At 63.2% G+C, this 25,698-nt stretch carries 11 protein-coding genes; 5 read left to right on the forward strand and 6 right to left on the reverse strand.

Going from position 1 to position 25,698, the window contains the following annotated elements:
- Positions 1-23: 23 nt before the first annotated feature.
- The 4 genes from M2342_RS06710 (at position 24) to M2342_RS06725 (ending at position 15,531) form a co-directional block, all read left to right on the forward strand.
- A complete protein-coding gene (locus M2342_RS06710; RefSeq protein WP_264578512.1) occupies positions 24-1,301 on the forward strand; it encodes a hypothetical protein in 1,278 nt (425 codons plus the stop codon).
- Positions 1,289-12,406, forward strand: a complete 11,118-nt coding sequence (locus M2342_RS06715) for an Ig-like domain-containing protein (RefSeq protein ID WP_264578513.1) — start codon at positions 1,289-1,291, stop codon at positions 12,404-12,406. Before M2342_RS06710 ends, M2342_RS06715 begins: the two co-directional genes overlap by 13 nt.
- Positions 12,407-12,418: 12 nt before the next feature.
- Entirely contained in the window at positions 12,419-14,848 is a 2,430-nt protein-coding gene (locus M2342_RS06720; protein WP_264578514.1) for a tetratricopeptide repeat protein, read from the forward strand.
- 80 nt (positions 14,849-14,928) lie between these two features.
- The gene (locus M2342_RS06725; protein WP_264578515.1) at positions 14,929-15,531 is read left to right on the forward strand and encodes a helix-turn-helix domain-containing protein; all 603 of its coding nucleotides are present in this window, start codon (positions 14,929-14,931) and stop codon (positions 15,529-15,531) included.
- 198 nt (positions 15,532-15,729) lie between these two features.
- Here the strand turns inward: M2342_RS06725 and M2342_RS06730 are convergent, their stop codons facing one another.
- Positions 15,730-16,371 carry a tyrosine-type recombinase/integrase gene (locus M2342_RS06730; RefSeq protein WP_264578516.1) on the reverse strand — a complete coding sequence of 214 codons (642 nt, stop codon included), beginning with the start codon at positions 16,369-16,371 and terminating at the stop codon, positions 15,730-15,732.
- A 409-nt stretch (positions 16,372-16,780) separates the two neighbouring features.
- Positions 16,781-17,107 carry a hypothetical protein gene (locus tag M2342_RS06735; protein WP_264578517.1) on the reverse strand — a complete coding sequence of 109 codons (327 nt, stop codon included), beginning with the start codon at positions 17,105-17,107 and terminating at the stop codon, positions 16,781-16,783.
- Between the two features lie 1,179 nt (positions 17,108-18,286).
- On the opposite strand from M2342_RS06735, the gene M2342_RS06740 reads away from it, so the two are divergent.
- Complete coding sequence (locus tag M2342_RS06740; protein WP_264578518.1) at positions 18,287-21,235, forward strand: TonB-dependent receptor domain-containing protein; 2,949 nt, start codon at positions 18,287-18,289, stop codon at positions 21,233-21,235.
- An 86-nt stretch (positions 21,236-21,321) separates the two neighbouring features.
- On the opposite strand, the gene pcaF is transcribed toward M2342_RS06740, so the two are convergent.
- The 4 genes from pcaF to M2342_RS06760 form a co-directional block, all read right to left on the reverse strand.
- On the reverse strand, positions 21,322-22,530 hold the full coding sequence (gene pcaF, locus M2342_RS06745) for a 3-oxoadipyl-CoA thiolase (RefSeq protein WP_264578519.1): 1,209 nt from the start codon (positions 22,528-22,530) through the stop codon (positions 21,322-21,324).
- Positions 22,527-23,204, reverse strand: a complete 678-nt coding sequence (locus tag M2342_RS06750) for a 3-oxoacid CoA-transferase subunit B (protein ID WP_264578520.1) — start codon at positions 23,202-23,204, stop codon at positions 22,527-22,529. Before M2342_RS06750 ends, pcaF begins: the two co-directional genes overlap by 4 nt.
- Positions 23,205-23,217: 13 nt before the next feature.
- Positions 23,218-23,901: a 3-oxoacid CoA-transferase subunit A gene (locus M2342_RS06755; RefSeq protein WP_264578521.1), complete on the reverse strand. Its 684-nt coding sequence runs from the start codon at positions 23,899-23,901 to the stop codon at positions 23,218-23,220.
- Positions 23,902-24,000: 99 nt separating this feature from the next.
- Positions 24,001-25,299, reverse strand: coding sequence for an MFS transporter (locus M2342_RS06760; RefSeq protein WP_264578522.1), 1,299 nt, complete (start codon positions 25,297-25,299; stop codon positions 24,001-24,003).
- Positions 25,300-25,698 lie beyond the last annotated feature (399 nt).

A 25,698-nucleotide genomic window follows, 5' to 3' on the forward strand; every position in this document is an offset into this window, starting at 1 on the left:
ATATTCTGATTGGAATTAGTGCCATGGCGGTCACTTCTAAATATGCAGTTATTGAAACTGCCGGCAACGGCTCCAGCTTTTTGGATTTCGCGCTGAGCTATGGCACCCTGTCTCTCTCCGGCCAGGAGATTCAGTTCCTGGGCTCGGCACTTGTCGACGCGGTGTTCGTGCGCCCGGGCGCTACGTACACGCTGAGCACCGGTGCCGGCGCCGACAAGATCTATTTTGAAGGATCGTTGGCCGATTATACGCTGAGCAGAACGGGTGCGACGATCACCCTGTCGCGCACAGTTGAAGGCAAGGTCGAGATCGTCAATCTCGCCAGTGCGAATACCGCAGTGAATGCGGACGCGCTGGTGTTTGCCGACGGCACGGTGGCGGCCAATTTGATCTACAATCATGTCTCCCGGGGAGATGCATTGCCAGCGCCGTCGGGAGAGACGTCGCTCGCGCCGGTCGGCGCCGCAGCGCCGGGTGCCGAGCTATCGGCGACGATCAAGGTTGGAGCCTTCGACGTCAATGGCGAGACGTTCGCGTTGACCCGAACCGGCGTCAAGTTTCAGGTCGTCGGCAATAGTGGCGTGGATATTGTCTATGTCGCCAACGGGACGACAGTCGACGCGTCATCGCTGGGCGGTGGCACCGATATCGTCTATTTCCGCGGTAACTGGGCAGACTACACAAAGACCGTCAGCGGCACGCGCATGACGTTGACTCGGACGATCAATGGCGCCCTGGAAACCGTGATCGTCTCAGCCGGCGGCAGCACCCTCAACGATCAACTTGTCTTCGCGGACGGCGCCGTCCGCTCGCAGGTGGCTGGCACTGCTGTTCGTACCAATCCCAACGTGGCTCTGGCCGATCTGTCCGGTTACGATCCGGCCACCGTGACGCCGGGCCTCAATCTTGGCGTTCAGTCAGTGGCGCAGCCCGCCGCGCCGAGCTGGAGCAAGGTCGGCGATCCGCTGACGGTCACCGTGAACTTTTCCCAGCCCGTCATTCTTGCAGCAGGCAAGACGGTGACATTGGTCGCACTGGTCGGCGGGCAGGAGATCCTCCTGACCGCGACGGGCACAAGCGCGACGGCCAGCGGCAGCAGTGCCCTGACATTCACGGCCGCGCTCCCTGCCAATCTCTACGATGGCGATGGCATCACGCTCAAGGCGAACAGCCTCGCGCTCGGCACCGCGACGACTTCAAGGGGCAGAGCGGACTGGCGGTTGCCACCACGTTCCCTGCGATCCAGGCGCCCAACATCCGTGTCGATACCGACGCGCCAGACGCGCCGGTGCTCGGCTTGATCGGCTCGGCCGTCAAGGGTCTGGATGCGGCCCTCTCGGCGGGCGGCGTGTTCTCGGTCACGGCCGAAGATCAGGCGACGGTGCAGATCGAACTGCGCAGCACCAACGGCACCGTCATCCGCTCGGTCACCGGCACAGGCACTGAACAGGCGATCGCGCTGAGCGCCGCCGACCTTGCCGAACTGGGCGATGGCGAAGTGCAGGTCTCCGTCCATGTTGTCGATGCGGCCGGCAATGCCTCGCCGGCACAGGCGCTGAGTTTCACGATCGACGGTCAGGCGCCCGGCGCCCCGGTTCTGGCTCTGGGAACGGGCGTTGCGGGCGGGGCCACGGCGGCTGAAGCGACAGCGGCCGGCGGCGTTGTTCTCGTCACCGCCGAGGCTGGCGCCGCCGTCACCGTGACGTTCACCAACGGCGCCAACAGCATCGTCAAGCTGTTGAGCGCGGATGGGGCCGCTCAGCCGGTCGTGCTGAGCGCGGGGGATCTCGCGACGCTGGGCGACGGAGAGATTGCCGTGTCGGTCACGGCAACGGACGCCGCCGGCAACGTCTCGGCTGCCATGCCGGTGTCCTTCACGGTCGATACCGTGGCGCCCGGCGCGATGGTGGCAACGGCGGATACGCAGAGCGGGATCATCTCGATTGCCGGTCAGGAGGCCGGCTCGGTGATCGAATATAGCATCGACGGCGGACAGAACTGGAGCCAGAGTTTTACGGCCAGTGCCGGTGCGAACAGCGTGCTGGTGCGCGAGGTGGACGTTGCAGGCAACGCCTCTCAGGCCCAAGATCTGACTTTCGAGCTGTCGGCGGCGCTTCCGGCGCTGGACGTTGCACTGGCGAGCGATACGGGCGCTTCCACGAGCGACTGGCTCACGAAGGATGGCACCTTGCAGGTGTCCGGCGTCAGCAATGGTGCGAGTGTTCAGTATAGCATGGACGGTGGACAGAACTGGTCGAGCACATTCACTGCGGTGGAAGGGCTCAACCATGTCCACATCCGCCAGGTGAACGCTGGCGATATGTCGCCACCGGTGCTGGTCGTATTCACTTTGGACACGACCGGTCCCGAGGCTCCGACCATCGGCCTGGGCGCTGCTGTCGAGAATGGTGCGACAGCCGCCGAGGCACTTTACTCTGGCGGCGCTGTTCAGGTCCGCGCAGAATATGGCGCGTCGGTTGCGGTGACCTTCGCCACACAGCAAGGTAACATCGTCAAGACCGTGGCCGGCATCGGTACGGATCAAGCGGTGGTTCTGACAGCCGATGACCTGGCCATTCTAGGTAATGGCGTCGTCTCCGTTTCCGCAGTCGCCAGCGATGCCGCCGGCAATGTCTCATCGACGGCAAGCAGCGCGTTCACGCTGGATACTGTCGCACCGGGCGAGCCTGTTCTTGATCTGGTGGGCGATGCCGACAAAACGAGCGAAGAAGCAAGCAGTGCTGCCGGGGCGCTGGCCGTGACGGCGGAAGCCGGAACAAGCGTGCGGTTGGTGTTCAGTGGCGCGAGCGGCACCATCACCAAGCTTGTGGATGGCACGGGCGCGTCCGTCGCAGTCAGTCTTACCCAGGCCGAGTTGCTCGCGCTTGGCAGTGGCGCGGTCTCGGTCTCCGCCACCGCCAAGGATGGTGCCGGCAATGTCTCCGCCTCATCGGCGCTCGGCTTCAACCTCGATACCGGTCTGCCCGGCATGCTTGAGGTCGAAGGAAATGAATATACCGGGATTCTCAGCATCACCGGTCAGGAGCCGGGCGCACTGATCGAATTCAGCGTCGATGGTGGCGCGACGTGGAGCAAGAGCTTTACTGCAAACCCCGGCTTCAACTCCGTGCTGGTTCGCCAGACCGACGTGGCCGGCAACATTTCGCCGACGACCCTTGCGGAATTCACGCTCGATCCGTCGATCACCCTCTCTTCGCTGAACCTTGCTCTGGAGAATGATACCGGCGTTTCCAATGCCGACGGTCTGACCTCTGACAGCAATCTGTCGATCAGTGGACTGGAGAGCGGCTCTGCCCTCCAGTACAGCCTGGACGGCGGCGAAACCTGGGCGGACGACACGGGTGCGCTTGAGGGTGTAACCCTGCTGGCGGTCCGTCAGTTCAACGCCGTCAGCGGCAAATTCTCGGCCGCATCGATGATGAGCTTCAGCGTGGACACGACGCCGCCGGCGACACCCACAGTCACGCTCGGCGCGGGCGTTTCCGATGGCGCTTCGCTGGATGAAGGCACGTCGAGCGGCGGTATCGTGCGCGTGAGCGCAGAGGCCGGGTCAACGGTAGCCGTGACGTTCACCGGCCTCAATGGCGTCGTCGAAAAGACGCTGACCGGCACCGGTGCGCCCAAGGCGGTCGTGCTCTCAGCCGACGATCTGGCCGTGCTGGGTGATGGATCGGTTACCGTATCAGCCGTGGCCAGCGACGCAGCCGGCAATGCCTCAGCGGCCGGCAGCGGCAACTTCGTGTTGCGGACGGAGCCGCCCGAATCCCCGCTGCTCCAGATCGTCGGCAGCCAGACCAAGTCGCTCGCCGATGCGCTGTCGACCGATGGCGTGCTTACGGTCGCTGCGCCGGCGGGCACCGGTCTTCGTCTGGTCTTCACCGGCGTCAGCGGAAGCCTAGTGAAAGTCATCGCCGCGGCCAGCGGGGGCGACGACATCATCGCTTTGACCTCGGCCGATCTCGTCCTCCTTGGCGATGGACCCATTCTGGTGACGGCGATCGCGCTTGATGGGGCGGGCAATGCGTCGGCACCGGCGACGCTGGACTTCAGTCTGGACGCCGTGCCGCCTGTGGCGCCGATCCTCACGCTGGGTGTCGGGGTGGAATCGGGCGGCGCGACGTCAAGTGAAGCGGGCGCCGGCGCCGTGCTGGTGAAAGCCGACACCGGCACGATCGTCACGCTCACCTTCAGTCGCGGTGGCAACGAGGTCGTCAAGGCCATCGCCGCGAACGGGGCCTCCCAGGTCATCCGGCTGACGGCCGGGGATATGGCGCGGCTTGGCGACGGGCAGATTCAGGTCACAGCTGTCTCCACGGACGTGGCCGGCAACCAGTCCGACACCGCGCAGGCGGCCTTCATCCTTGATACAGCCGTGCCGGTGGCGGGTCTGACGCTGGTCGGCGGCAGCACCAAGTCGGCCGCCGATGCGCTCTCGGCGGACGGCGTCGTGCTGGCCGCTGCCGAAAACGGCGCGGCGGTCAAGATTACCTTCAACGGCTATTCCGGTGAGACGGTGACCCTCAGTCGGGTGGGGACGGGGACCGCGCAGGCCGTGACGCTGACCCAACAGCAGATCGCCGCCCTCGGCGATGGCCCGGTGCAGGTCGCCATGCTGGTGACGGACGGCGCTGGCAATCAGTCGTCGCTGCAAAGCCTGACCTTCAATCTGGACGCCGCCGCTCCGGAAGCACCAGTGCTGTCCTTGGCGCTCGATGCGGTGGATGGGGCGACGGCCGACGAAGCCACCGCCGCAGTCGGTCTCCTCACGCTGTCGGCAGAAGCCGGCGCGGTGGTGGTCGTCACGCTGGTCGGTTCCGTTGGCAGCGTCACCAGAACCGTCGTGAGCGACGGCTCCTCGAAGTCGATCGTTCTGACCGGTCTGGATCTGCAGACATTGGGCGACGGCGTTGTCACCGTCTCTGCGGTGGCGAGCGATGCCAGCGGCAATCTCTCTGTGCCGTCGACCTCAAGCTTCACGCTGGACCGGCAGGCGCCGCTGGCGCCCTCCCTCACGCTTGGCGCTGGTGTCTCGGGCGGAGCCACACAGGCGGAGGCCCTTGCAACCACCGGCGTCGTGACCGTGCGCGCTGAGGGCGGGTCTGCCATCACCGTGACGTTTGCCGGGTCGCTGGGCACCGTCTCCAAGGAGCTTGCGGCCACCGGAAGCTCGCAGGCCGTCCGACTGACCGTCGGCGATCTCACCACGCTTGGCGATGGCCCCGTATCGGTGACCGCCACAGCGACGGATGCGGCCGGCAACAGCTCCGCGATCGGCACGCCGGTCGGGTTCGTGCTGGACCGCGTCGCGCCGAGCACGCCTGCCATTGCGCTTGGCAGCGGCATTGCGGATGGCGCCTCCGCGTCCGAGGCTGCCTCGCAGGGCGGCGTCGCCTTTGTCACGGCCGCCGCTGGCCTCACGATCAGCGTCAATTTCAAGAATGGTACGCGCGAGGTGGTGAAGGAGATCGAGGCTACGGGCGCGGCGCAGGCCGTGGTCCTCACCGAGAACGATCTCGCAACGCTCGGCAGCGGCACCGTCACGATCAGCGCAGTCACGCGCGATCAGGCCGGCAATGCGTCGACTGCCGCGACGCAGACGTTCACGCTCGACACTGTGGCACCCGCTGCACCGCTGATCTCGCTGATCGGGGCATCGGCCAAGACCAGCGCGCAGGCATCCAACGTGCAGGGCGTGGCGCAGGTGACAGCCGAACTCAACTCGGCCGTCGCCGTCACATTCACCAACGGCATCAACAGTGTGACCAAGACGATCACCGGAACCGGCGCTGCCCAATCCGTTGCGCTGAGTGCTGGCGAGGTCACCTCGCTCGGCAGCGGCACCATTGCGGTGACCGCCACTGCGATCGATGCCGTCGGCAATATCTCACAGACCAGCAACACGAGCTTTACCATCGACAACACGCCGCCGGCCGCGCCGGTCCTGGCGTTGGGCTCGGGCGTGGCGGATACCGCCTCACTGTCTGAGGCGACTGCCAGCAGTGGCGTCGTCACCGTTTCCGCCGAAGCCGGCTCGACCGTCACGGTCACCTTCACGCGGAGCGGCAACACGGTCACCAAGACCGTGACCGGTGTTGGCGCGGCGCAGGCCGTCGTCCTCACCGCCAGCGACCTTGCGGTGCTTGGAGACGGTACGATTGCGGTAAATGCGGTCGCGAGGGATGTCGCCGGCAACACGTCTGCCGCAGCAACGGCAGCGAGCTTCACGCTGGACCGCTCGCCCCCCACGGCGCCGGTGCTCGCGCTCGGGTCTGGCGTGGCGGATGGCGCGACACTTGCCGAAGCCAAGGCGGCGAGCGGCGTGGTCACGGTGACGGCCGAAAGCGGCGCTCTTGTCACGGTGACGTTCACCAACGGCGTCAACAGCGTCACCAAGACGTTGACCGGGAACGGGACGGCGCAGGCGGTGACGCTGACCGCCGCCAATCTGGCGTTCCTCGGCAACGGCACTGTCTCAGTCTCCGCCGTTGCGCGCGATGCCGTCGGGAATGACTCGCAGGCAACGACACGCTCGTTCACGCTCGACATGGCCTCGCCGAACAGCCCGGCGCTTGCCGTGGTCGGCTCCACCGAGAAATCCGGTGCGGCGGCGAGCAGTTCGGCCGGCGCGGTCACGGTTTCGGCGGAACTCGGCTCGGCGGTGACGGTGACGTTCACCAACGGTGCCAACATCGTGACGAAGGCCCTCACCGGCACCGGCGCGCCCCAGATCGTGACGCTCAGCGCCACCGATCTGGTCGCCTTGGGCGATGGCTCGGTTTATGTGACAGCGACGGCCCGGGATGCGGCCGGCAATGTGTCGGCGGGCGGTGGCTCGGTGCAGTTCACGCTGGATCGCGTGGCGCCGAATGCTCCGGCGCTGACTTTGGGGGCGGGCATTGCTGACGGTGCATCGGCGGCCGAAGCCCTGACGGAAACCGGGATTGCCCATGTCACGGCGGACGCCGGCTCGCTGATTACGGTGACGTTCGTCAACGGCTCCAACAGCCTCGTCAAAACCATCGTCGGGACAGGTCTGGACCAGGCGATCACCCTGTCTCAGGCAGACCTGATCGCGCTCGGCAATGGCACGATCTCGGTCTCTGCTGTGGCGACCGATACTGTGGGCAACGAATCCGCCGAGGCGAGCCAGAGCTTCCTGCTCGACATGACGCCCCCTAATCCCTCTGTCCTCGCGCTGGTGGGTTCGCCCGCCAAGACGACGGCGCAGGCGACTGGTGCGGGCGGCGTCATCAAGGTCACCACTGAAGCCGGTGCGACGGCTACCATCACGTTCACCAGCACGGCGGGTAGGATCACCAAGACGCTGGTCGGCACGGGAGTGGCCCAGACGGTTCTCCTGTCTGCCGCGGACGTGACGGCGTTGGGCAATGGCACGGTGAACGTGTCGGTGCAGGTGCAGGATTCGGTCGGCAATCTCTCGACCGCCGCGACGTCCAGCTTCAGCATTGACGATGCTGCGCCCAATGCGCCTGTGATCGTGCTGGGGACCGGCGTTGCGGATATCGCATCTGCGGCGGAGGCCATGGCGGCGACCGGCGCGGTCACCGTTCAGGCCGAGGCTGGGTCAACGGTCACGGTGACCTTCACCAATGGCAGCAAGAGTGTGACCAAAACGCTGACCGGCACCGGTTCGGCGCAGGCCGTGCTACTCTCCGCCGCCAATCTGGCGACGCTGGGCGACGGCACGATCACGGTCAGTGCCAGCACCAAAGATGCTGCCGGAAATACGTCGACAGCCAGCACCACCAGCTTCACGCTGGACAGCATCGCGCCCGTTTCGCCCACGCTCGTACTGGGCACCGGTTTGGCCGATGGCGCCACGCTGGCGGAAGCCAGGGCGGCGACCGGTGCCGTGCTGGTGACAGCGGAGGCTGGCACGACCGTCACGGTGACCTTCACCAATGGCAGTGCGACTGTTGAAAAGTCGATTGTCGCGACCGGCGGTTCCAACCCGGTGACGCTCTCGGCGTCCGATCTCACCTTGCTGGGCAACGGCACGATTTCGGTGTCCGCCGTGACCAAGGATGCCGTGGGCAACGCCTCGACGCCCGTCACTTCCAGCTTCACGCTGGATATGGTCGCGCCCGGCTCACCAAGCCTGGTGCTGATCGGCAGCACGACCAAATCGTCTGCCGGCGCGTCGATTACGTCGGGCGTGGTGGAGGTTACTGCCGAGCAGGGTGCGGTGGTGAAGGTCACCTTCACCCGTGGCAGCACCCAGATCGTCAAGACCTTGACGGCGACCGGCGCGGCACAGAGCGTCTCCCTGACCGCTGCCGATGTCGCGGCCCTGGGCGATGGCGCGGTGTCGATCACAGCCGTCGCAACCGATCTTGCGGGCAACAACTCCTCGATCGGGTCGGGCGTCCAGTTCACGCTGGATCGTGCGGCGCCGGGCACGCCGGCGATAGCGCTTGGCATTGGCGTTGCGGATATCGCTTCAGCGGCGGAAGCAACGGCGGCAAGCGGCGTCATCACGGTGACGGCGGAGGCCGGCTCCACGGTCTCGGTTGTCTTCTCCAATGGCTCCAACAGCGTGGTGAAGTCGTTCACTGCCACCGGCTCGGCGCAGGCCGTCGTGCTGACCACGGCGGATCTGCAGGCTTTGGGTGACGGCACGATCGCCGTAACGGCGCAGGCCAAGGACTTGGCGGGGAACGAATCCATCGAAGCCGCGAGCAGCTTCACGCTGGATCGCACGCCCCCCGCCACACCCAATATGGCGCTCTCCGCAGGGATCGCGGGTGGCGTGACGGCGGCCGAGGCCCTGGCGAGCACAGGCGTGGTCAATGTGACGGCGGAGACCGGAGCGCTGGTCACGGTGGTGTTCACCGCCGGCGCGAACAGCGTCACCAAGACGTTCACCGGCAATGGCCTGACCCAGACGGTGTCACTCACCGCCAACGATCTGGTCAAGCTCGGCAACAGCGCCGTCTCGGTGTCCAGCTATGTCACGGATGCCGTCGGCAATCAGTCCGCAGCGGCGACAGCCTCGTTCACCATCGATACGGTTGCTCCCGGTGCGCCGAGCCTGGCGCTCGCCGGCGCTGCCGCCAAGAACGCGGCAGGCGCCGTCAGCACCGTGGCCAACGTCACGGGCGAAGCCGGGGCGACGATCACGGTGGCGTTCGTTCAGGGTTCCGTGCAGATCACCAAGACGGTGGTCGGTACGGGGACCGCGCAAGCGGTTGCGCTGACGGCCAGCGAAGTCGCCATGTTCGCAGACGGGGTGATCTCGATCAACGCGGTCGCACAGGACGCAGCCGGCAATGCCTCCGGCAACTCCTCGACAGTGCAGTTCACGCTCGATCGAGCGGCGCCCGCCGTGCCGGTGCTTGCGCGGGGTGCAGGAGTCGCGGACGGTGCCACCGCGACCGAAGCGACCGCTGCTGGCGGCGTGGTCACCGTTGCGGGTGAAAGCGGCGCGACCGTCCAGGTGGTCTTCATCGGCATCAGTGGCGCGGTCACGAAGACGCTGACGGCGGACGGCACCGCCAAGGCCGTTGTGCTGACGGCATCCGATCTCACGGCGCTGGGGAACGGCCAAGTGCTGGTCTCCGCGCAGGTCACCGATGCGGCGGGCAACGTCACGGTCGGCGATCCGCTCACCTTCCTGCTCGATACGGTCGCACCGGCGGCGCCGGTCATCGGTCTGCCGGCATCCGTTGCAGGGGGTGCCTCCAGTCCGGAGGCGCTCAGCGCAGATGGTATTATAACCGTGACCGCCGAAGCGGGCGCGGTGACGGTGGTGACCTTTGTGGGCACGCTGGCCACGGTTACCCGGACCGTCATCGGAACCGGAGGGCCGCAGGCGATCACGCTCGACGCCTTGCAACTCACGACGCTCGGCAACGGCAATGTCACGGTCACGGCGGTGGTTACGGACGCCGTGGGCAACGTCTCGCCGACGAGTTCCAGCGTTTCTTTCCCGCTGGATACGGTCAACCCGACAGTCACATTGACGGCCGGCAATAGTGCCAACACCAGCAGCACGACGGTCCAGTCCTCGGAACTGGGAACAGTCTATCTGGTCAATACGGCCCATATTCCATCGGTCACGACGCTGGCCGACATCACGTCCAGGGACGGGAAATATTGGAACTCCGTCAATATCACGACGACCGGTTCCAACACCAGCCTTAGCCTCGTCGGTCTCGCCAGCGGCGTCTACAAGGCTTATGCGGTGGATGCGGCGGGCAATATATCGGCGGTCAGTTCCAATAGTTACACCGTCAACGCGGTCATCGAAGCAAGCGCTTTACTCAATGCTGCAAACTCGCTCGGATTTGTTCTGAACGGGGCCAGCTATGATTATATCGGATATTCCGTCGATGATATTGGCGATGTGAATGGCGATGGCTTTGGCGACTTTGTCGTAGGTGGTCAGACCAACAGCGCTAGACTCGGCAAAGCCTATGTCGTCTTTGGCGGCCCGACAAATCTGGGCGGCGCGCTTGCCGCTTCCCTCTATACGGCCGCCACGAACACTCTCGGGTTCGCAATAACTGGTTCGTCATCAAGTGACTATTTCGGCTATTCCGTCTCCAGTGCGGGCGATGTGAATGGAGACGGTCTGAACGACCTGATCGTCGGGGCATATGGCGTCGATAATGCGGGCGGAACGGCCGGCGGTGCGGCATATATCGTCTATGGCAAGACTGGAGGTACCAGCGTAAACGCATCCAACCTAAGCACCGCCAGCTCCGCCGGGTTCCAACTTTATGGCAGCACCGACGAAGGGGCAGCCGGCTATTCGGTTTCAGGTGCGGGAGACATCAATGGCGATGGCTATGCCGATCTGCTGGTGTCCGCCAGATTTGCCGACGGCCCAGCTGTGGATACGGGGCGCGTGTATGTCGTCTACGGTGGGTCCTCGAACAGTAGTCTCAATCTGTCGGCGCTGTCGGTTGCCGGCAATACGCTGGGCTTTATAGTCGACGGGGCCAGTGCCGACGACTATTTGGGATATGCGGTTACTGACGTGGGAGACGTTAACGGCGACGGCCTGAGCGACTTTATAGTTGGCGCTGCTGCCACTGATATGTCTGGTACCAATAGTGGCGGGGCCTATGTCGTGTTCGGACGGACCGGCAACAGCGGCGCAACGCTGAATGTCTCCGCCCTTACCAACCCGGGCAACACGCTGGGCTTCGTTATCTCAGGTTCCAGCGCGGGCGACAGCTTGGGGGAATATCTGGGAGGCGGCGGAGACGTGAATGGTGACGGTCTCGCCGATGTAATCGTCGCGGGAGCTTGGGCGGACGGTCCTGGCACGGATTCCGGGAAAGCCTATGTGGTTTTCGGCAAGGCTGACGGGTCTGGGCTGAATGCGAGCGGGCTTTCAGTCGCGGGCAACACACAGGGGTTCGTCATCAACGGATCCAGCGCCGGTGACAAGGTGACCGGTGTCACGATGATCGGGGACATGAATGGGGACGGTTTGGCTGACCTTTTGGTCGGCTCAGACAGTTCCGACGCCAACGGCTTTTCGAATAGCGGCAAAGCCTATGTTGTCTTTGGCAAGACAGACAGTGGAAGCGTGGATCTCTCCGCGCTCTCCGTTGCGGGGAACACCCAGGGCTTCGCAATCCATGGCAGTTTGTCCGTCGCTCTTTTCGGGAGAAGTGTGGCTGCCGGGGATATCAACGGTGACGGTCTGGCGGATCTAATGATTGGCGCTCCGACTGATGAAACCTCCTACCCTGGAGCCGGCGCGGTCTTTGTCATCTACGGTTCGACCACCGGTGTGTTTTCCAGCAGCAAGGTCAGTCAGATGGGAACCTCGGGCGCCGACACGCTGATCGGCACGACCGGCACGGACTCGCTGATCGGCGCCGCCGGCAATGACGTGCTGCGCGGCAATGGCGGCGTGGACGTGCTCTATGGCGGCGCGGGCAACGACCGGATCATCATCAATGCGGATAACGCCGCCAAGCTCGGCCAGTCCGGATCGAGCATCCAGGGCGGGCTTGGGCTGAATACGCTCGCATTGGAGGGCGGCGGCACCACCCTCGATCTCACCACGTTGCGCGATGCGTTCGTCAAAGGCATCGAGAAGATCGACATCACAGGGTCGGGCAACAATACGCTCAAGCTCGGCCTGACCGATGTGCTCAACCTCCATGATCCCGAGGAAAGCGCGTTCAACCTGTTTTCTGCCATCACCGGCAAGGTGGGCAAGCAGCAGATCATGATCGATGGCGATGCCGGAGATGTGTTGCAGCTCGTCGGGACCGGCAAGTGGGTGGATAGCGGGATCGACGTACAGGACGGCGCGACAAGCTACAGCGTGTACAACTACAACGGGGCTGCGGTTCAGTTGTTGATCGACAACGCGGTCACCACGACCGTTCTCGCAGCTTGAGGTCGCTGATCCATGTTCCAGGGGCAGCGACCCGATCCGGAGCAGGCGGTCAAGGCCCAGTCGCGTGGCGACTGGGCCAGGGCGGCCGCGCTTTATGAAGACCTGCTTGCCGAGCAGCCGGACGATCCGGTGTTGCTCGGCAATCACGGCCAGGTGCTGCGCAAGCTTGGCCGGGATGACGAGGCCCTGGTGCAATATGGCCGGGCGATCGAGAGCCCGGAGGCACCGGCGGCTGTGTGGTTCAACTATGGCAATGTGCTCTACGACAAGAGCAAGTGGGAGAAGGCGCAGGCGGCCTTCGAGCAGGCGCTGGCGCTGGAGCGGGAGGATGGCCCGGCCGTCGTGCCCGCCACCATCCAGCTCGCCCGCTGCGCCGTGCGGCAGGGCGAATATGAGGAGGCGCGGCGACTGTTCAGCGACGTGCTGCGTCGCGACCCCAACAACTTCACAGCGTGGCTGGAGGCGGGCAATGTCTGCCGCCATCATGGCACGTTGGAGGAAGCACTCGACTTCTATCGTCGGGCCGCCGAGGCGGCGCCCTCGCGCTATGGCGCGCATCTGAGCGTCGCCCGCGCGCTTGAGCAGGTCGGGCGGGAGGATGAGGCAGTGCTGGCCTGGCTCAAGGCGCTGGATTGCGCGGGGCCGGACGATCATGCCGATATCCACCACCGCATGGGGTTGGGCCGGGCAGAGCGAGGCGAGTGGCACCGCGCGGTCGAGGGCTTCCGCCATGCGCTGACCGCCGATCCGGCGTTCCACGCCGCGCGGATCGATCTGGCCGATGCGCTCATGCAGATGGGCGCCACCGAGCAGGCCGAGCCGCTGTTCGCTCAGCTGGAGGCGACGGACCTCGACGAAGACGATGAGATCAGATTTGCCGGCACGCTGATGAAGCACAACCAGTTCGACCGGTGCGATGCGGTGCTCCGCGCGCGGATCGAGAAGGATCCGGACAACTGGCGGGGTCACTTCAATCTGGGCAAGGTGCTCATCGAAGGGATGCGCACCGAGGAGGCCGAGGCCTGTTTCGCCAAGGTAGACGACCTTGCCGGCGACGATGCGCCGGACCTGCGGGCGATGCGCGGCTCGATTGCCGGCAAGCGCGGCGATGTCGACACCGCGCGCGATATCTATACGGAGCTGGGCGAGGAAGAAGGCCCGGAATCCCCGTTCCGTGGCTCGGCGGCGATGGCGGCGCTGTACAGCGAGACGATGACGGCGGAGGAGACCCGCGACTTCCATCAGACGCTGTTCGCGCCGTTGGCCGAGGGTGCGAGGGCGGCGACCTCCTTCGCCAATGATCGCTCGACCGGGGCGGGCGCGGCCGATGCCGGGAAGCGCAGCCGTCGCCTGCGCGTCGGCTATGTCACGGGCGACATGCATGGCGAGCATCCGGTCAGCCTGTTCATGCGGCCGGTGCTGGCGCGGCATGACCGGGACGCCTTCGAGATCACGGTCTATTCGCTGAGCCCCCTGACCGACGACATGACTCGCCGCGCGCGCGGCCATGTCGATCGCTGGCGCGATGCCGCGAGCATCAGCAATACGCGCCTGGCGCAAATGATCGAGGATGACGGCATCGACGTGCTGATCGACCTGATCGGCCACACCGGGCGCAATCGCGCGCCGTTGTTCGGCCGCCGGGCGGCGCCGGTGCAGGCGATGTTCCTGGGCTATCCCTCGACCACCGGCATCCCCAACATGGACTGGCTGATCAGCGATCCGGTGACCTCACCAAGCGACCATGCCCATCTCTACACCGAGCGGCTGGAGCATGTGCCGGGTTTCGTGTTCTGCTACGCGCCCGAGCGGGAGTTTCCGCTCCCCGATTATGGCAAGACGCATCTCGAGCGTCCGCTCACCTTCGGGTCGTTCAACAACGTCTCCAAGCTCACCCCCTATACCATTCGCCTGTGGGCCAAGGCGATCGTCGCCACGCCGGGATCGCGGCTGGTGCTCAAGGGGCCGAGCTTCCTGGACTCGGTGGCAGTGAACCGCTTCGGCGACCTGTTCGTGGACGCGGGCGTTGCCGCCGACCGGCTGGAGTTTCGCGGTCCATCGAGCCTCGATGAGATGATGGCCGAATATGCCGACATCGACATCGCGCTCGACTGCTTCCCTTATAATGGCGGCACGACGAGTTGCCAGGCGCTGTGGATGGGCACCCCGGTCATCACGCTGGCGGGTGAGAGCTTCGTCCAGCGCATGGGCGCGGGGCTGATGAGCGCCATCGGCCGGCCCGAATGGGTGGCGCAGGACGAGGATGCGTTCGTGGAGATCGCCGTCCGCCTTGCCTCGGATCGCGCCGCGCTGCTGGAGGAAAAGCGAAGCCTGCGCACGCGCTTCGCCGCATCGCCGGCCGGCGACATCGATCGGTATACGCGCGAGTTGGAAGACGCCTATCGCCGTATGTGGACCGACTTCGCGGCCGGGGGGTGGTGATGGGTTTATGAGCGAGTTGCAGGTTTGGAACGAGAGCAAGGCTCCTGGCGAGCCCTATTTTTCACGCGGGGACTGAGTGGATGACGATCTTCGACAAGGATTTTGAAAGCACAGGGGTCACGGTTCCGCGCTCTCAGGCGGGGATCGCGATGATGGTCCGGCGCCTTGGCGTCATGGAGTCATCCTATGCGCGGCTGATCTGGTCGCGTGCGCTTGCGGACGCCATTGAAGAAATGGACGGCGAGCGGGGTTCAGTCATTTCACTGGAAGATCTCGCGGTCAAAGGACATGCGCCACGTCACCTCCCAGCGGGGCGCTATCGTGACGAGCGGTTGATCCGCGCATTCCAGATCCACATGAACCTGCGCAGTCCGAGTGCAACGAGGCTGCTGTTCTGGTTAATGGCGAATCCAGGCGTGTTTCATTCGACGGAGGATTTGCGCGCCACGCTCGGCTTCGCGGAAAGCTCGATCAAGGTTTTCGCGTCCGAACTTAGAAAAGCCTTCCGAAACAAGGCTATGCCCGATCCCCTCATATCGCGCTATCGCAAGGGCTATTGTGTTTCGGCCGAATGTGCCGCCCTGACCCACGACCTCATTTCCAAACTGGCTCTGGAAGAAGGCGCCGCGCTGCTGCCGCCTCCAGGCGCTGCCTGCGCTATGCCGGCAAGCGATGCGTACTAAGTTGTTTCGTTTAAATGGTCGAGGCGGGATTACGGTGTAGAGCGCATTTGCGAGCTGTTTATGTACGCATTGATGCATTTGATCACCAATCAAATTTATCACGGCTGCTGGATTCGAACAGTTATATTATTAAACGACAATAAAAATCAGAACCGGAAAAATGAATATATAATATTAATATTTTCGAGAATATTATCTCTATCGGCGGTAATTGGTGATGGGAGGATTTTGAAATCCTATCATGAACGGCTTAGAATTTTTGTACAATTCGTCATCATAGAGTCTCGTCCAGACCCGCTCCGCTATTTCTCTTTCTTCCGGCCCGAGAGCGACCGCATAGATGCTCGTTGTAGATATATTGGCATGGCCGAGCCAGATTTGCACTAGGTTGAGCGGCGCGCCAGCGCCCAACGCCGATACCGCAAAGCCATGCCGCAATCCTTTGGGACAGGCATGTCGCCCGACAATTCCTGCCTCATGGAGGAGGCCGCTTACGTAACGCCATGCAGTATTACGAGCCCACGGCCAGATCTTATCACCTAAAACTTTTACAGGTATTTTAATTAATATTTTTGAAAGCTCATCAGAGATTGGAACTCTTCGAAATATTCCTCTTCTGCGTTTTTTTAGGCTCTCAAAAATTACTGTCGGACCAGATAAATCAAGTCTATTATGGCTGACAGCTAAGCCCTCAGATATGCGACATCCGGTCTCGCACAAAAGTCTACAAAAAGCATATATTTGAAAGGACTTTCTTTTTGCTAAGCTTAAAAAGGTTATTATTTCATTTCTATTTAGATATTTCTTGCTCCCGTACATGTCATATACTGACCAACTCATGGAAAATCCTAAGATGACTGTTGAGCGGAAGGTGCATAACGGAAACTGGAGGCTTATGTCTACTTTTTAACACCTTAATCATTAAGTAATTTTTTGATTCTGGCTTGGCCCGATTCCGACGGCCAGCTTGCAGGAGGCCATGAGGGGGATGCGGGCCTTAACGGTGGGCCCTTCCACGGTTATCATTCCAAGATGATCGAAGCCGATTCCTCTGCGTTCTGCGGCATGGGTCAGCATTATTCGGCGTGATCTGGCACAGATTGCTAAGGTGGCATTTCACTCGCCGATCGTGAATCCCGGCTCGAGCAAAGCTTCTTACTGGGAAAAACTGCTGGCAGAGTTGACGGGTCGACACCAAGATATGCCGGCTTGGCTTGGTCAAGCCTTGAAGTTTTGAGATCGTCGAACGTTACGGTTGGGTTAGTTTGACCGCCAGCACGTCAGCATTAACTGCAAGTCGTGGCGATGGGTGGCTCTGGCGCATTGTGTCAAGCAGGCTCTCGACGTTTGCGACATCGCAGATCGAACTGATCGCGTCGATCAGCCAGTTGCGATCGGGTTGGTCTTGAGATCGTAAAATCCGGTTCTGATCGAGGAAAGACCGGCTCACGCGCGAGATCGCGCAGCGGATGCGGCTGGAAGAACGCTTCTCGGCGCTCGGCGCCCAGGCAGCAATCGTGACGGGCAATGTGTTGACCGGGTCAAGATCGCTCAATCCCTCAAGCGCGTCGAGCATCTGCTCAGTCGCCTGGCCTTTCAGGATGGCCCCGCAAATCCCGCGGTGCTGATGGAGGCCGTGGTGCTGCTCCGCAAGGCGCTGGAAGAGCTGTATGTGGAGGTGTCTTGATGCGAACGAGTGCTACCGATCGCCTTAACAACTGACATTCGAACGCGCGAACACAGCTCTACAACCCGCCGTTTGTTCACCGGGCTGTCGCGCATAACGATCAACCGGCTTTGGGACGAAGCGGCCGTTCCTTGCGGCCCAATGTATGACGGCTTCCGGTGCATAACTTGCCGGTGGGTTGGCGGCGGCCCATCCTACACCATTTCGGTCGCACGGACGATGCCTAGAACCTGCCGCTTGTAGGATTGGTCCGGGCAGATCTACGATTCACCGCCGGAGGCGCCCCCCGTTTGAGCCCAACTCTGATGCGTATGCCGCTAGCTGGCCGCCATGACGGCGGTACGTCCTGACGCTGGCCATGTGAGGACGTCCGCTCAACCGTGCCTATCCTTTGCCGGGGCGTCCCTTGCGCGGCGTTGGAGACGTAATCCCAAATTTTGCCGCTTCGCTCCCCTTGCTGGAGTTGGCTCTTCGATCCGCCGTCGAGAGGAGGGATGGGCTGGGCCTGACTTTCCGTACACTTGGACTCGACCCCAAGGCGCTAATTCTCGAGGCAGCGATAGCCGGTGTGGAGATCCCGTGGAGCAGGGCCGCTTCCAGTCGCTTCCCAAACTTGATATTCCAAACATCTCGTCCCGCACGAGCTTCGACCTAGAGCCGCTCGGTCGAGGCGCGACCGGCTTTGCGACGGATCGCGCGCCCACGATATGATGAGACGCTCTATTCGATGATGGCGCGGGCGTCTTCTTATCTGGCATCGCCAGACTCCGGCGGGGCACAAAGCGGATGCCAAGAATCGGTTTAGGCGGAGTTTGCCGCGGCAGCCCCGAGAACCCATCGAGCACTTAATCCAAATGGCATTGTTCTTTGCCTATTGCGGCACGCGGATCGAATTGGCGACAGACCGTTTGCCAAGACCCAATCTCCATCTTAGGATTTACCGGAAAAGTTACCGGTAATGTAATCGGGCGATGGGAGAGAGAGACGGTGAGGCGCAAGATATCGAAGATTTCCATGTTGGCATCTGTTGGGGCGGTCGCCCTGGGATGCATTTGCTCAGCAGCGCCTGTGCATGCGCAAGACGGGGAGGGGGCCGGGTCCCCTGAAGCGCGGGCCGCCGCAGAGCAGGAGTCGATCGTTGTCACCGGATCGCGCATCCGCACCAGCGGTTTCAACTCCCCTCAGCCTCTTACCGTGATTGGCGCCGAGCAGATCAGAAACCTCGTGCAGACCAATTCGCAGGACGTTCTCAACAGCATCCCTCAGATCACCAGTGCCATTTCGGACACCAACCCGGGCAATGCGTCTGGCGCGGAGGTGGGGTCGGCGACGGCCAATCTGCGCGGCCTGAACCCCTTTTACGGAACCCGCACGCTCACGCTGGTGAACACCCGCCGCTTCGTGCCGACCGGGGACGGCGGGGCCGTTGACCTCAACCTCATTCCCAGCGCCCTGATTGCGCGGGTGGAGACCGTCACGGGCGGCGCCTCGGCCGCTTATGGCTCGGACGCTGTCGCGGGGGTCGTGAACATCATCCTCGACACCAAGATGACGGGCCTTCGCGCGCAGGTTGATTCCGGCCTCACCTTCCGGGGTGATGGCCGCAAGATCCATGGGTCGCTGGCCTATGGCACGTCTTTCGCAGGGGATCGCGGCCACATCATCGTCGGGGTTGAGTATCAGGATCAGGACGAGATCGAGAGCTGTTTCAACGCCCGTCGCTGGTGTCAGGCCGGCTGGGATATCTTCGAGAACGCGAACAATATCCTGCCCAACGGCCAACCCTCGGGATACAATGTTCCGGGCTCGCCGGGCTACGGGCTGCCCAACTATGTTTTGGGCCGGGATTCCGCGCTGGCATTCAACACACCTTATGGCGTCGTGCGCAATCGCGCGCCTGCCCCGCTTGCAGCACGCAACTATCGGTTCACGGCTGACGGCAGGGGAATCGTGCCCTTCGATCAGGGCGAATTCGTCAACAACAGCACCATCGGCCAGGTCCAAGGCAGCGATGGCATTTCGAACTATGATGATGCCAGCCTTCAGGCCGGGCTGGAGCGCATTGTCGCTTATACGGCCGCGGAATTTGCCCTCAGCGATAGCCTGACGCTTTCCGGAGAGTTCAACTATGGCAAGCGGATCGCCCGGGCCGCCACGCTGACGGCAGGTCCGCGATCCACCTTCTTCGTAAAAGCCACCAACCCCTATGTTCCGCCGGAGCTTGCCGCTCTGCTGGGCGGTGCCTCGTTCAGTTTCGGCAAGGATCTTGACGGTCAGATCCCGTCCTACAGCCGCGCGGAGGTGGAAGTGTACCGGGGCGTGATTGCCCTCTCGGGCGATCTCGGCGGCAGCTGGAAATGGGACGCCTATTATCAATATGGGCACAATGAGCGTAATCAGATGCGCAATCGCTCGCGTGTCAACACGCCCTTCACCTTCGCTCTCGATGCCGTTCGCGCGCCGGCGGGCAATGTGTTGGGGGTCGCTCCTGGCACGATCGTATGCGCAGAGCTGTTGAAGCCGAACCCCAACCCCATTGCGCTCGGTTGCTCTCCGGCCAACTTCTTCGGCCTCGACAATCTGACGCAAGCCGCGATCGATTATGTCTATCGGCCGGTGTTCGAGGACTTCGTGTACGACCAGCATGTCCTGGCCGCGAGCATCACCGGCGATCTGTTTGGCGGCATTGGCGCGGGGCCGATCGGCTTTGCGGCGGGCGGCGAGTACCGGACGGAAATCGGCAATGTCACCCATGGCGACATTCCCAACTATCTTGATTACGCCTTCACCTTCGGCCTGGATTACGGCGGAAGCATCAAGGTGCTTGAGGGCTTCACGGAACTCAACGCGCCTTTGCTGGCCGGGCTGCCAGGAGCCGAGCGGCTCGATCTGAACGGTGCCATCCGGTATACGCGCAACAGCGCCAAAAACCGCATCACCGACGAAGCGAAGTCGACAACCGCCACCAGCTGGAAGCTCAGCGCCATCTATGAACCGCTGCGGGGCGTGCGGTTCCGTGGATCGCGGTCTCGCGATATTCGCGCTGCGGGCTTCCGGGAACTGTTCCTGCAGCAGGTGCCGACCGATCCTGGCACCTCGCAGGGCACCGTCCGCAATCCCAATGGGCCTAGCGGCAACGCCAATGATGCCACGCCGATCCTGAGCGGCGGCAGCTTCCAGCTAGGCGCCGAGAAGGCCGATACGACGACGGCCGGGATCGTGCTGCAACCTGCCTTCGTCCCGGGTCTGCGCTTTTCGGCGGACTGGTTCGAGATCAAGCTCAAGGATGCGGTCACCACGCTGTCGGGCCAGTCGATTGTCGACCTGTGCGATCAGTTCGACACCTTCTGCGACCGCATAACATTCAATGGCGGCAATCTGGCCGACATCAGCTTCATCGATGCCCGTCAGGTCAATCTGGGCCTGATCACTTATCGCGGTCTTGATTTCGAGCTGGAGTACAATCTTCCGCTGTCCGACGTGGCAAGCAATTGGGACGGCGCGCTGACCCTGCGGGTACTTGCGGCGCATCAATATGATCTCAAGGTCCAACCCGACCCCAATGTCCGTGCCCTCGATTATGCCGGCATGACCGGGCCTCTTGTGGGCCGGGCCGACTTCAATCCGGCGCCGGCGTGGCGGTGGAATGCATCGGTCACTTACAATCAGGGTGGCTTCACGAGTGTCTTGCAGGTGCGGCGGATCGGCTCCGGCATTGGCGACGTGACCAAGATCGGTCCTGAGGATGAGGGTTATGACCCTTCTCTCCCCAACAGCATCAGCGTCAACCGTTTCGACGGTGCGACCTATGTGGATCTGGCGATGACCTATCGCATCCCCTTCGGCTCGGGCGATCAGAACTTCGAGATTTTCGGAAAGATCGAAAATCTGTTCGATAAATCTCCGCCGATTGCGGTTGCTACCGGCGGGAGCGGCGGCTCGCCTTACCCCACGAACCCGGTGTTCTTCGACACGCTGGGCGCTCGCTTCCAGACCGGTGTTCGGGTGAGATACTGAGGCTGAGGGAGGGCCGGTCTCCGGCCCTCCCGTTCAAGGCCGGCGCCTAGCGTGGGTTGTTTCGTGTAAGTTCTGAAACCGCCTGTTCAGACGCGCTCCACCGCCAGCGCCAGGCCCATGCCTACGCCCACGCAAAGGGTGGCGAGCCCGCGTTTGCCACCGGTCTGTTCCAGTTGACGCACCAATGTCAGCGCGAGGCGCGCGCCCGACATGCCGAGTGGATGCCCCAAGGCGATGGCGCCGCCATGCGCATTGACGTGCGCCGCATCGTCCTCCAGCCCGAGCAACCGGAGGACCGCCAGGCTCTGGCTGGCAAAAGCTTCGTTCAGCTCGATCGCGTCGAAGTCACGGATGGTGAGATCGAGCCGCTGCATCAGCTTTTGCGTGGCCGGCACCGGGCCGATTCCCATTAGCCCGGGCTCTACGCCTGCCGCCGCCGCGCCGAGGATGCGCGCACGCGGCGTCAGCCCGAAGGTCTTCGCAGCCTGCTCGGTCGCGATGATCATCGCCGCCGCGCCATCATTGATGCCGGACGCATTGCCGGCGGTGACGGTGCCCTCGGCACCGAACAAGGGCTTCAGCCGCGAGAGCGTTTCAAGGGAGGTCGTGGGGCGCGGGTGCTCGTCGAAGGACATGAGATCCGTCTCGCCACGCACCTTCCCCGGCACCGCAACGGGCAGAATTTCCCCATCGTGAAAGCCGCTGCTCTTGGCAGCCGCAGCGCGCTGCTGGCTGCGGAGCGCAAATTCGTCCTGATCCGCGCGGCTGATCTGGTATGCCGATGCGACATTCTCGGCCGTTCGCGGCATCGTCTCCGTGCCATAGGCGGCATCGAGCGCTGGATTGACGAAGCGCCAGCCCATTGTGGTATCCATCAACTGCTGATCGCGGTCGAAAGCACCTGTGGCCTTGCCCATGACGAGCGGCGCGCGGCTCATGCTCTCCACACCGCCAGCCAGCGCAAGCTGCATCTCCCCCGTGCCGATCGCGCGCGCGGCCGCGCTGACGGCCTCCAGCCCCGAAGCGCACAGGCGGTTGTGGGTGACGCCCGGCACCGTCACAGGTAGCCCGGCAAGCAAGAGGCTCATCCGCGCGACATTGCGATTGTCCTCGCCCGCCTGATTGGCGCATCCGTAGAACACCTCCTCGATCGCGGCTGGGTCGAGTTGCGGATTGCGTTCGAGCAGCGCCTTGATAGGCAGCGCGCCCAGATCGTCCGCCCTTATGCCGGAGAGGCTCCCGCCATAGCGCCCGATCGGTGTCCGGATGGCATCGCAGATGAAGGCTTCTCTCATGCCTCTTGCCCCGATCCGCAGAGGCCTCGCGCTCCGGCTGCGAGTTCCAAGGGCACCCCGGTGAGCGCACGGAGATCGTCAAGGCCGAGGCCATCCACCATGTCGATGACGCGGGCGCCTGCCTGCCCGACCTCGAAGGTCGCAAGATCGGTGTAAACGCGGGACACGCAGGCCAGCCCTGTCAGCGGATAGCTGCACTCGGCCACCAGCTTGCTTTTCCCCTGCCGGGTAAGCAGGTCCATCATCACAAAGGTCTGCCGGGCGCCGATTGCCAGATCCATCGCGCCTCCGACAGCCGGGATCGCGCCTTCCTCGCCGGTGTGCCAGTTGGCGAGATCGCCGGTCACGGACACCTGATACGCGCCCATCACGCATATATCGATATGTCCGCCCCTCATCATCGCGAAGCTGTCCGCATGGTGGAAATAGGCGCCGCCGGGCAGCAGGGTGACCGGCTGCTTGCCTGCGTTGATCAGTTCCCAATCCTCCTCGCCCGGCGCTGGCGCAGGCCCCATGGCGAGCAGTCCATTTTCGCTCTGGAGGAAAATGTCGCGGTCTGCTGGCAGATAGTCCGCGATCTTGGTTGGCAGTCCGATGCCGAGATTGACGTAGGCGCCCTCCGGGATGTCCTGCGCCACGCGCTGGGCAAGCTGATTGCGGTCGCGTCGGTTCATGGCAGGCTTCTCCTCATGCGGCGGCCACGTTCCGGCGATCGACCTGCACCACTCGCTGGACAAAGATGCCGGGCGTCACGATCGCTTCAGGATCGAGGGCGCCCAGCGGGACGATTTCGGACAGCTGAGCAATGCATGTTTTGGACGCCATCGCCATGATCGGGCCGAAGTTGCGGGCGGTTTTGCTGTAGACGAGATTGCCCCAGCGGTCGCCGCGATGCGCCCTGATCAGCGCGAAGTCCGCCGAGATCGGATATTCCAGCACATAATCGCGCTCACCGATCCGGCGGGTTTCCTTGCCCTCTGCGAGTTGCGTTCCAAAGCCGGTGGGCGTGAAGATGGCGCCAAGGCCCGCACCGGCGGCCTGTATCCGTGCTGCCAGATTGCCTTGCGGCACCAGTTCGAGCTCGATCTCTCCGGCCCGATAGCGCGCGTCGAAATGGTGGGAATCGATCTGGCGCGGGAAGGAGCAGATGATCTTCGCGACGCATCCGGCCCGGATCAATGCTGCGAGGCCCGTTTCGCCATTGCCCGCATTGTTGCTGATGATGGTGAGGTTGCCCACGCCCCGCGCAATCAGCGCGTCGACGAGTTCGTCCGGCATGCCAGCGGTTCCGAACCCGCCGATCATCACCGAGGCGCCATCAGGGATATCCGCTGTCGCCTCGATCAGGGAAGCAAAGGTCTTGTCGATCATGATGTTAAATCCAGGAGGCCAAAACCGAACGGATCACGCGGGGTAGGGCAGGGGGCGAACGCCGATCCGCCCAAGGTGCCCATGTCCCGCCGCCATCGGCTAGCCGGAGCGGGTTTGCTCCGTCTCAAACCGGGAGGCGACGAAGATCAGAAAGCCGCCAACGGCCGCCGAGCACGCCACGATTCCCATCGAATAGCGCAACGCGTGGACGCCAAGATCGGCGAAGATCGTATCGTTCATCAGGCCGATGCTGGTGGGCCCGATGAGATCGGCCAGAAAATTGCTGGCGAGGAGCGCGAAGGCCAACCCTGTCGCGCGCAGACCGGCGCCCGATACGTCCATGCAGATGGCAACCGTCGACGCTTGCGACCCCATGATCAGCATTCCGGTCAGCAGATAGGCGGGCATCCACACCCAATAGTCGTCTGCCATCAGATAGGTCATTTCGGCGGGCGCCCCCAGCATCAGCATGATCCCCGGCACCCAGAAGCGCCAGCGATGGTCACGCCGGGCAAGTCGGTCGGTGACCCATGCGCCGACAAGCGCGCCGATCAGCAAGGCCGGGCCGCGCGAAATTCCCGAAAGCACGCCAATTTCCGTGGGAGACAGTTCCCGAACCCGGACCAGGAAGGCCGGCGCCCAAACGCTGTTGGCCTGCAACGTCACGCCAGCCAGCGCGAACCCGGTGATCACGAGCAGGAAAGCCGGCGAGCGGCGCCACTGAGCCCAAGCCGCTTTCAGGCTGACAGGCGCAATGGCCTTGCCTTGGGCATCCTTCTCGCGCTCCGGCTCGCGCACGGTGAAGATGGCCAACGGCACGAGAATGATGGCCGGCAAAGCCAGAACATAGAAAGACGCACGCCAGCCGTAGCGATCCGTGACGTAGCCGAGGCTGCTCATCATCACGAGAACGATGATCGCGCCGAAAATCCGCAGGCTCGCAAGGGCCATCCGGCGGTTTTGCGGCGGCACCAGATCGTTAACCATCGCGCTGGAAGGCGCGTTACCCGATGCCTCGCCGATCCCCAGCAGCATGCGCGTGAACAGCAGCCCCACAAAGCTGGTGACCATCCCCATCAAGCCGATGATGAGACTGTAAAAGCCGAAACCGATGGCGATGATATCGCGACGGCTATAGCGATCGGCCAGGCGGGCCAGGGGCACGCCGGCGACGGCATTCAGCAGGAAGAAGCCGATGCCCGCGGCCAGGCTCATTTGGGTATCGGTCGCACCGAGCTCGAGTTTGATCGGCTCCAGATTGAGCGCCAGCAAGCCGCGATCGACCATGTTGAAGCCGCTGAAAATCCCCAGGATCGTCAGCGCCCAGAGCTGCTGACTGGAGAATTTGGTGGCGGCTGGCTTGAGAGCGCCACTGGCAAGGCCCGGCCGAGCATCCATAATCAATCCTTCCGAGCAGCGCCGCGCCGAGACCGGACCTCGGCGGGTTCAAGTATGCCGTTGCGGTTGGTATCCTGGGCATCGAAAGCGGCAGCCTTTCGACCGCCGGATGCCCATTCCGCGCGCGAAAGCTGGCCGTTCCCGTCGCTATCCAGCGTCGCGAGGGCGCCCAGCCGGGCTGATGGCGGTAATGGCTTGAGGGTGAAGAGCCCGAAGGCGCCGACGCATGACGATGTCACTGCGCAACCTATGCCGATCAACTGTGGCCAGTTCATTGCATCCCTCCGGCTCGACAGCGGGCCCTCATCAGCGCACGCTCTCCCTCACATAAAACCTATATATCCAGATTAAAGGCCTAGTAAAGCGGAGATTGGGAGGAAATGGCCACGAAATGACCGT

It is taken from the genome of Sphingobium sp. B8D3A, assembly GCF_025961995.1.
In the GTDB taxonomy this organism is placed as follows: Bacteria; Pseudomonadota; Alphaproteobacteria; order Sphingomonadales; family Sphingomonadaceae; genus Sphingobium.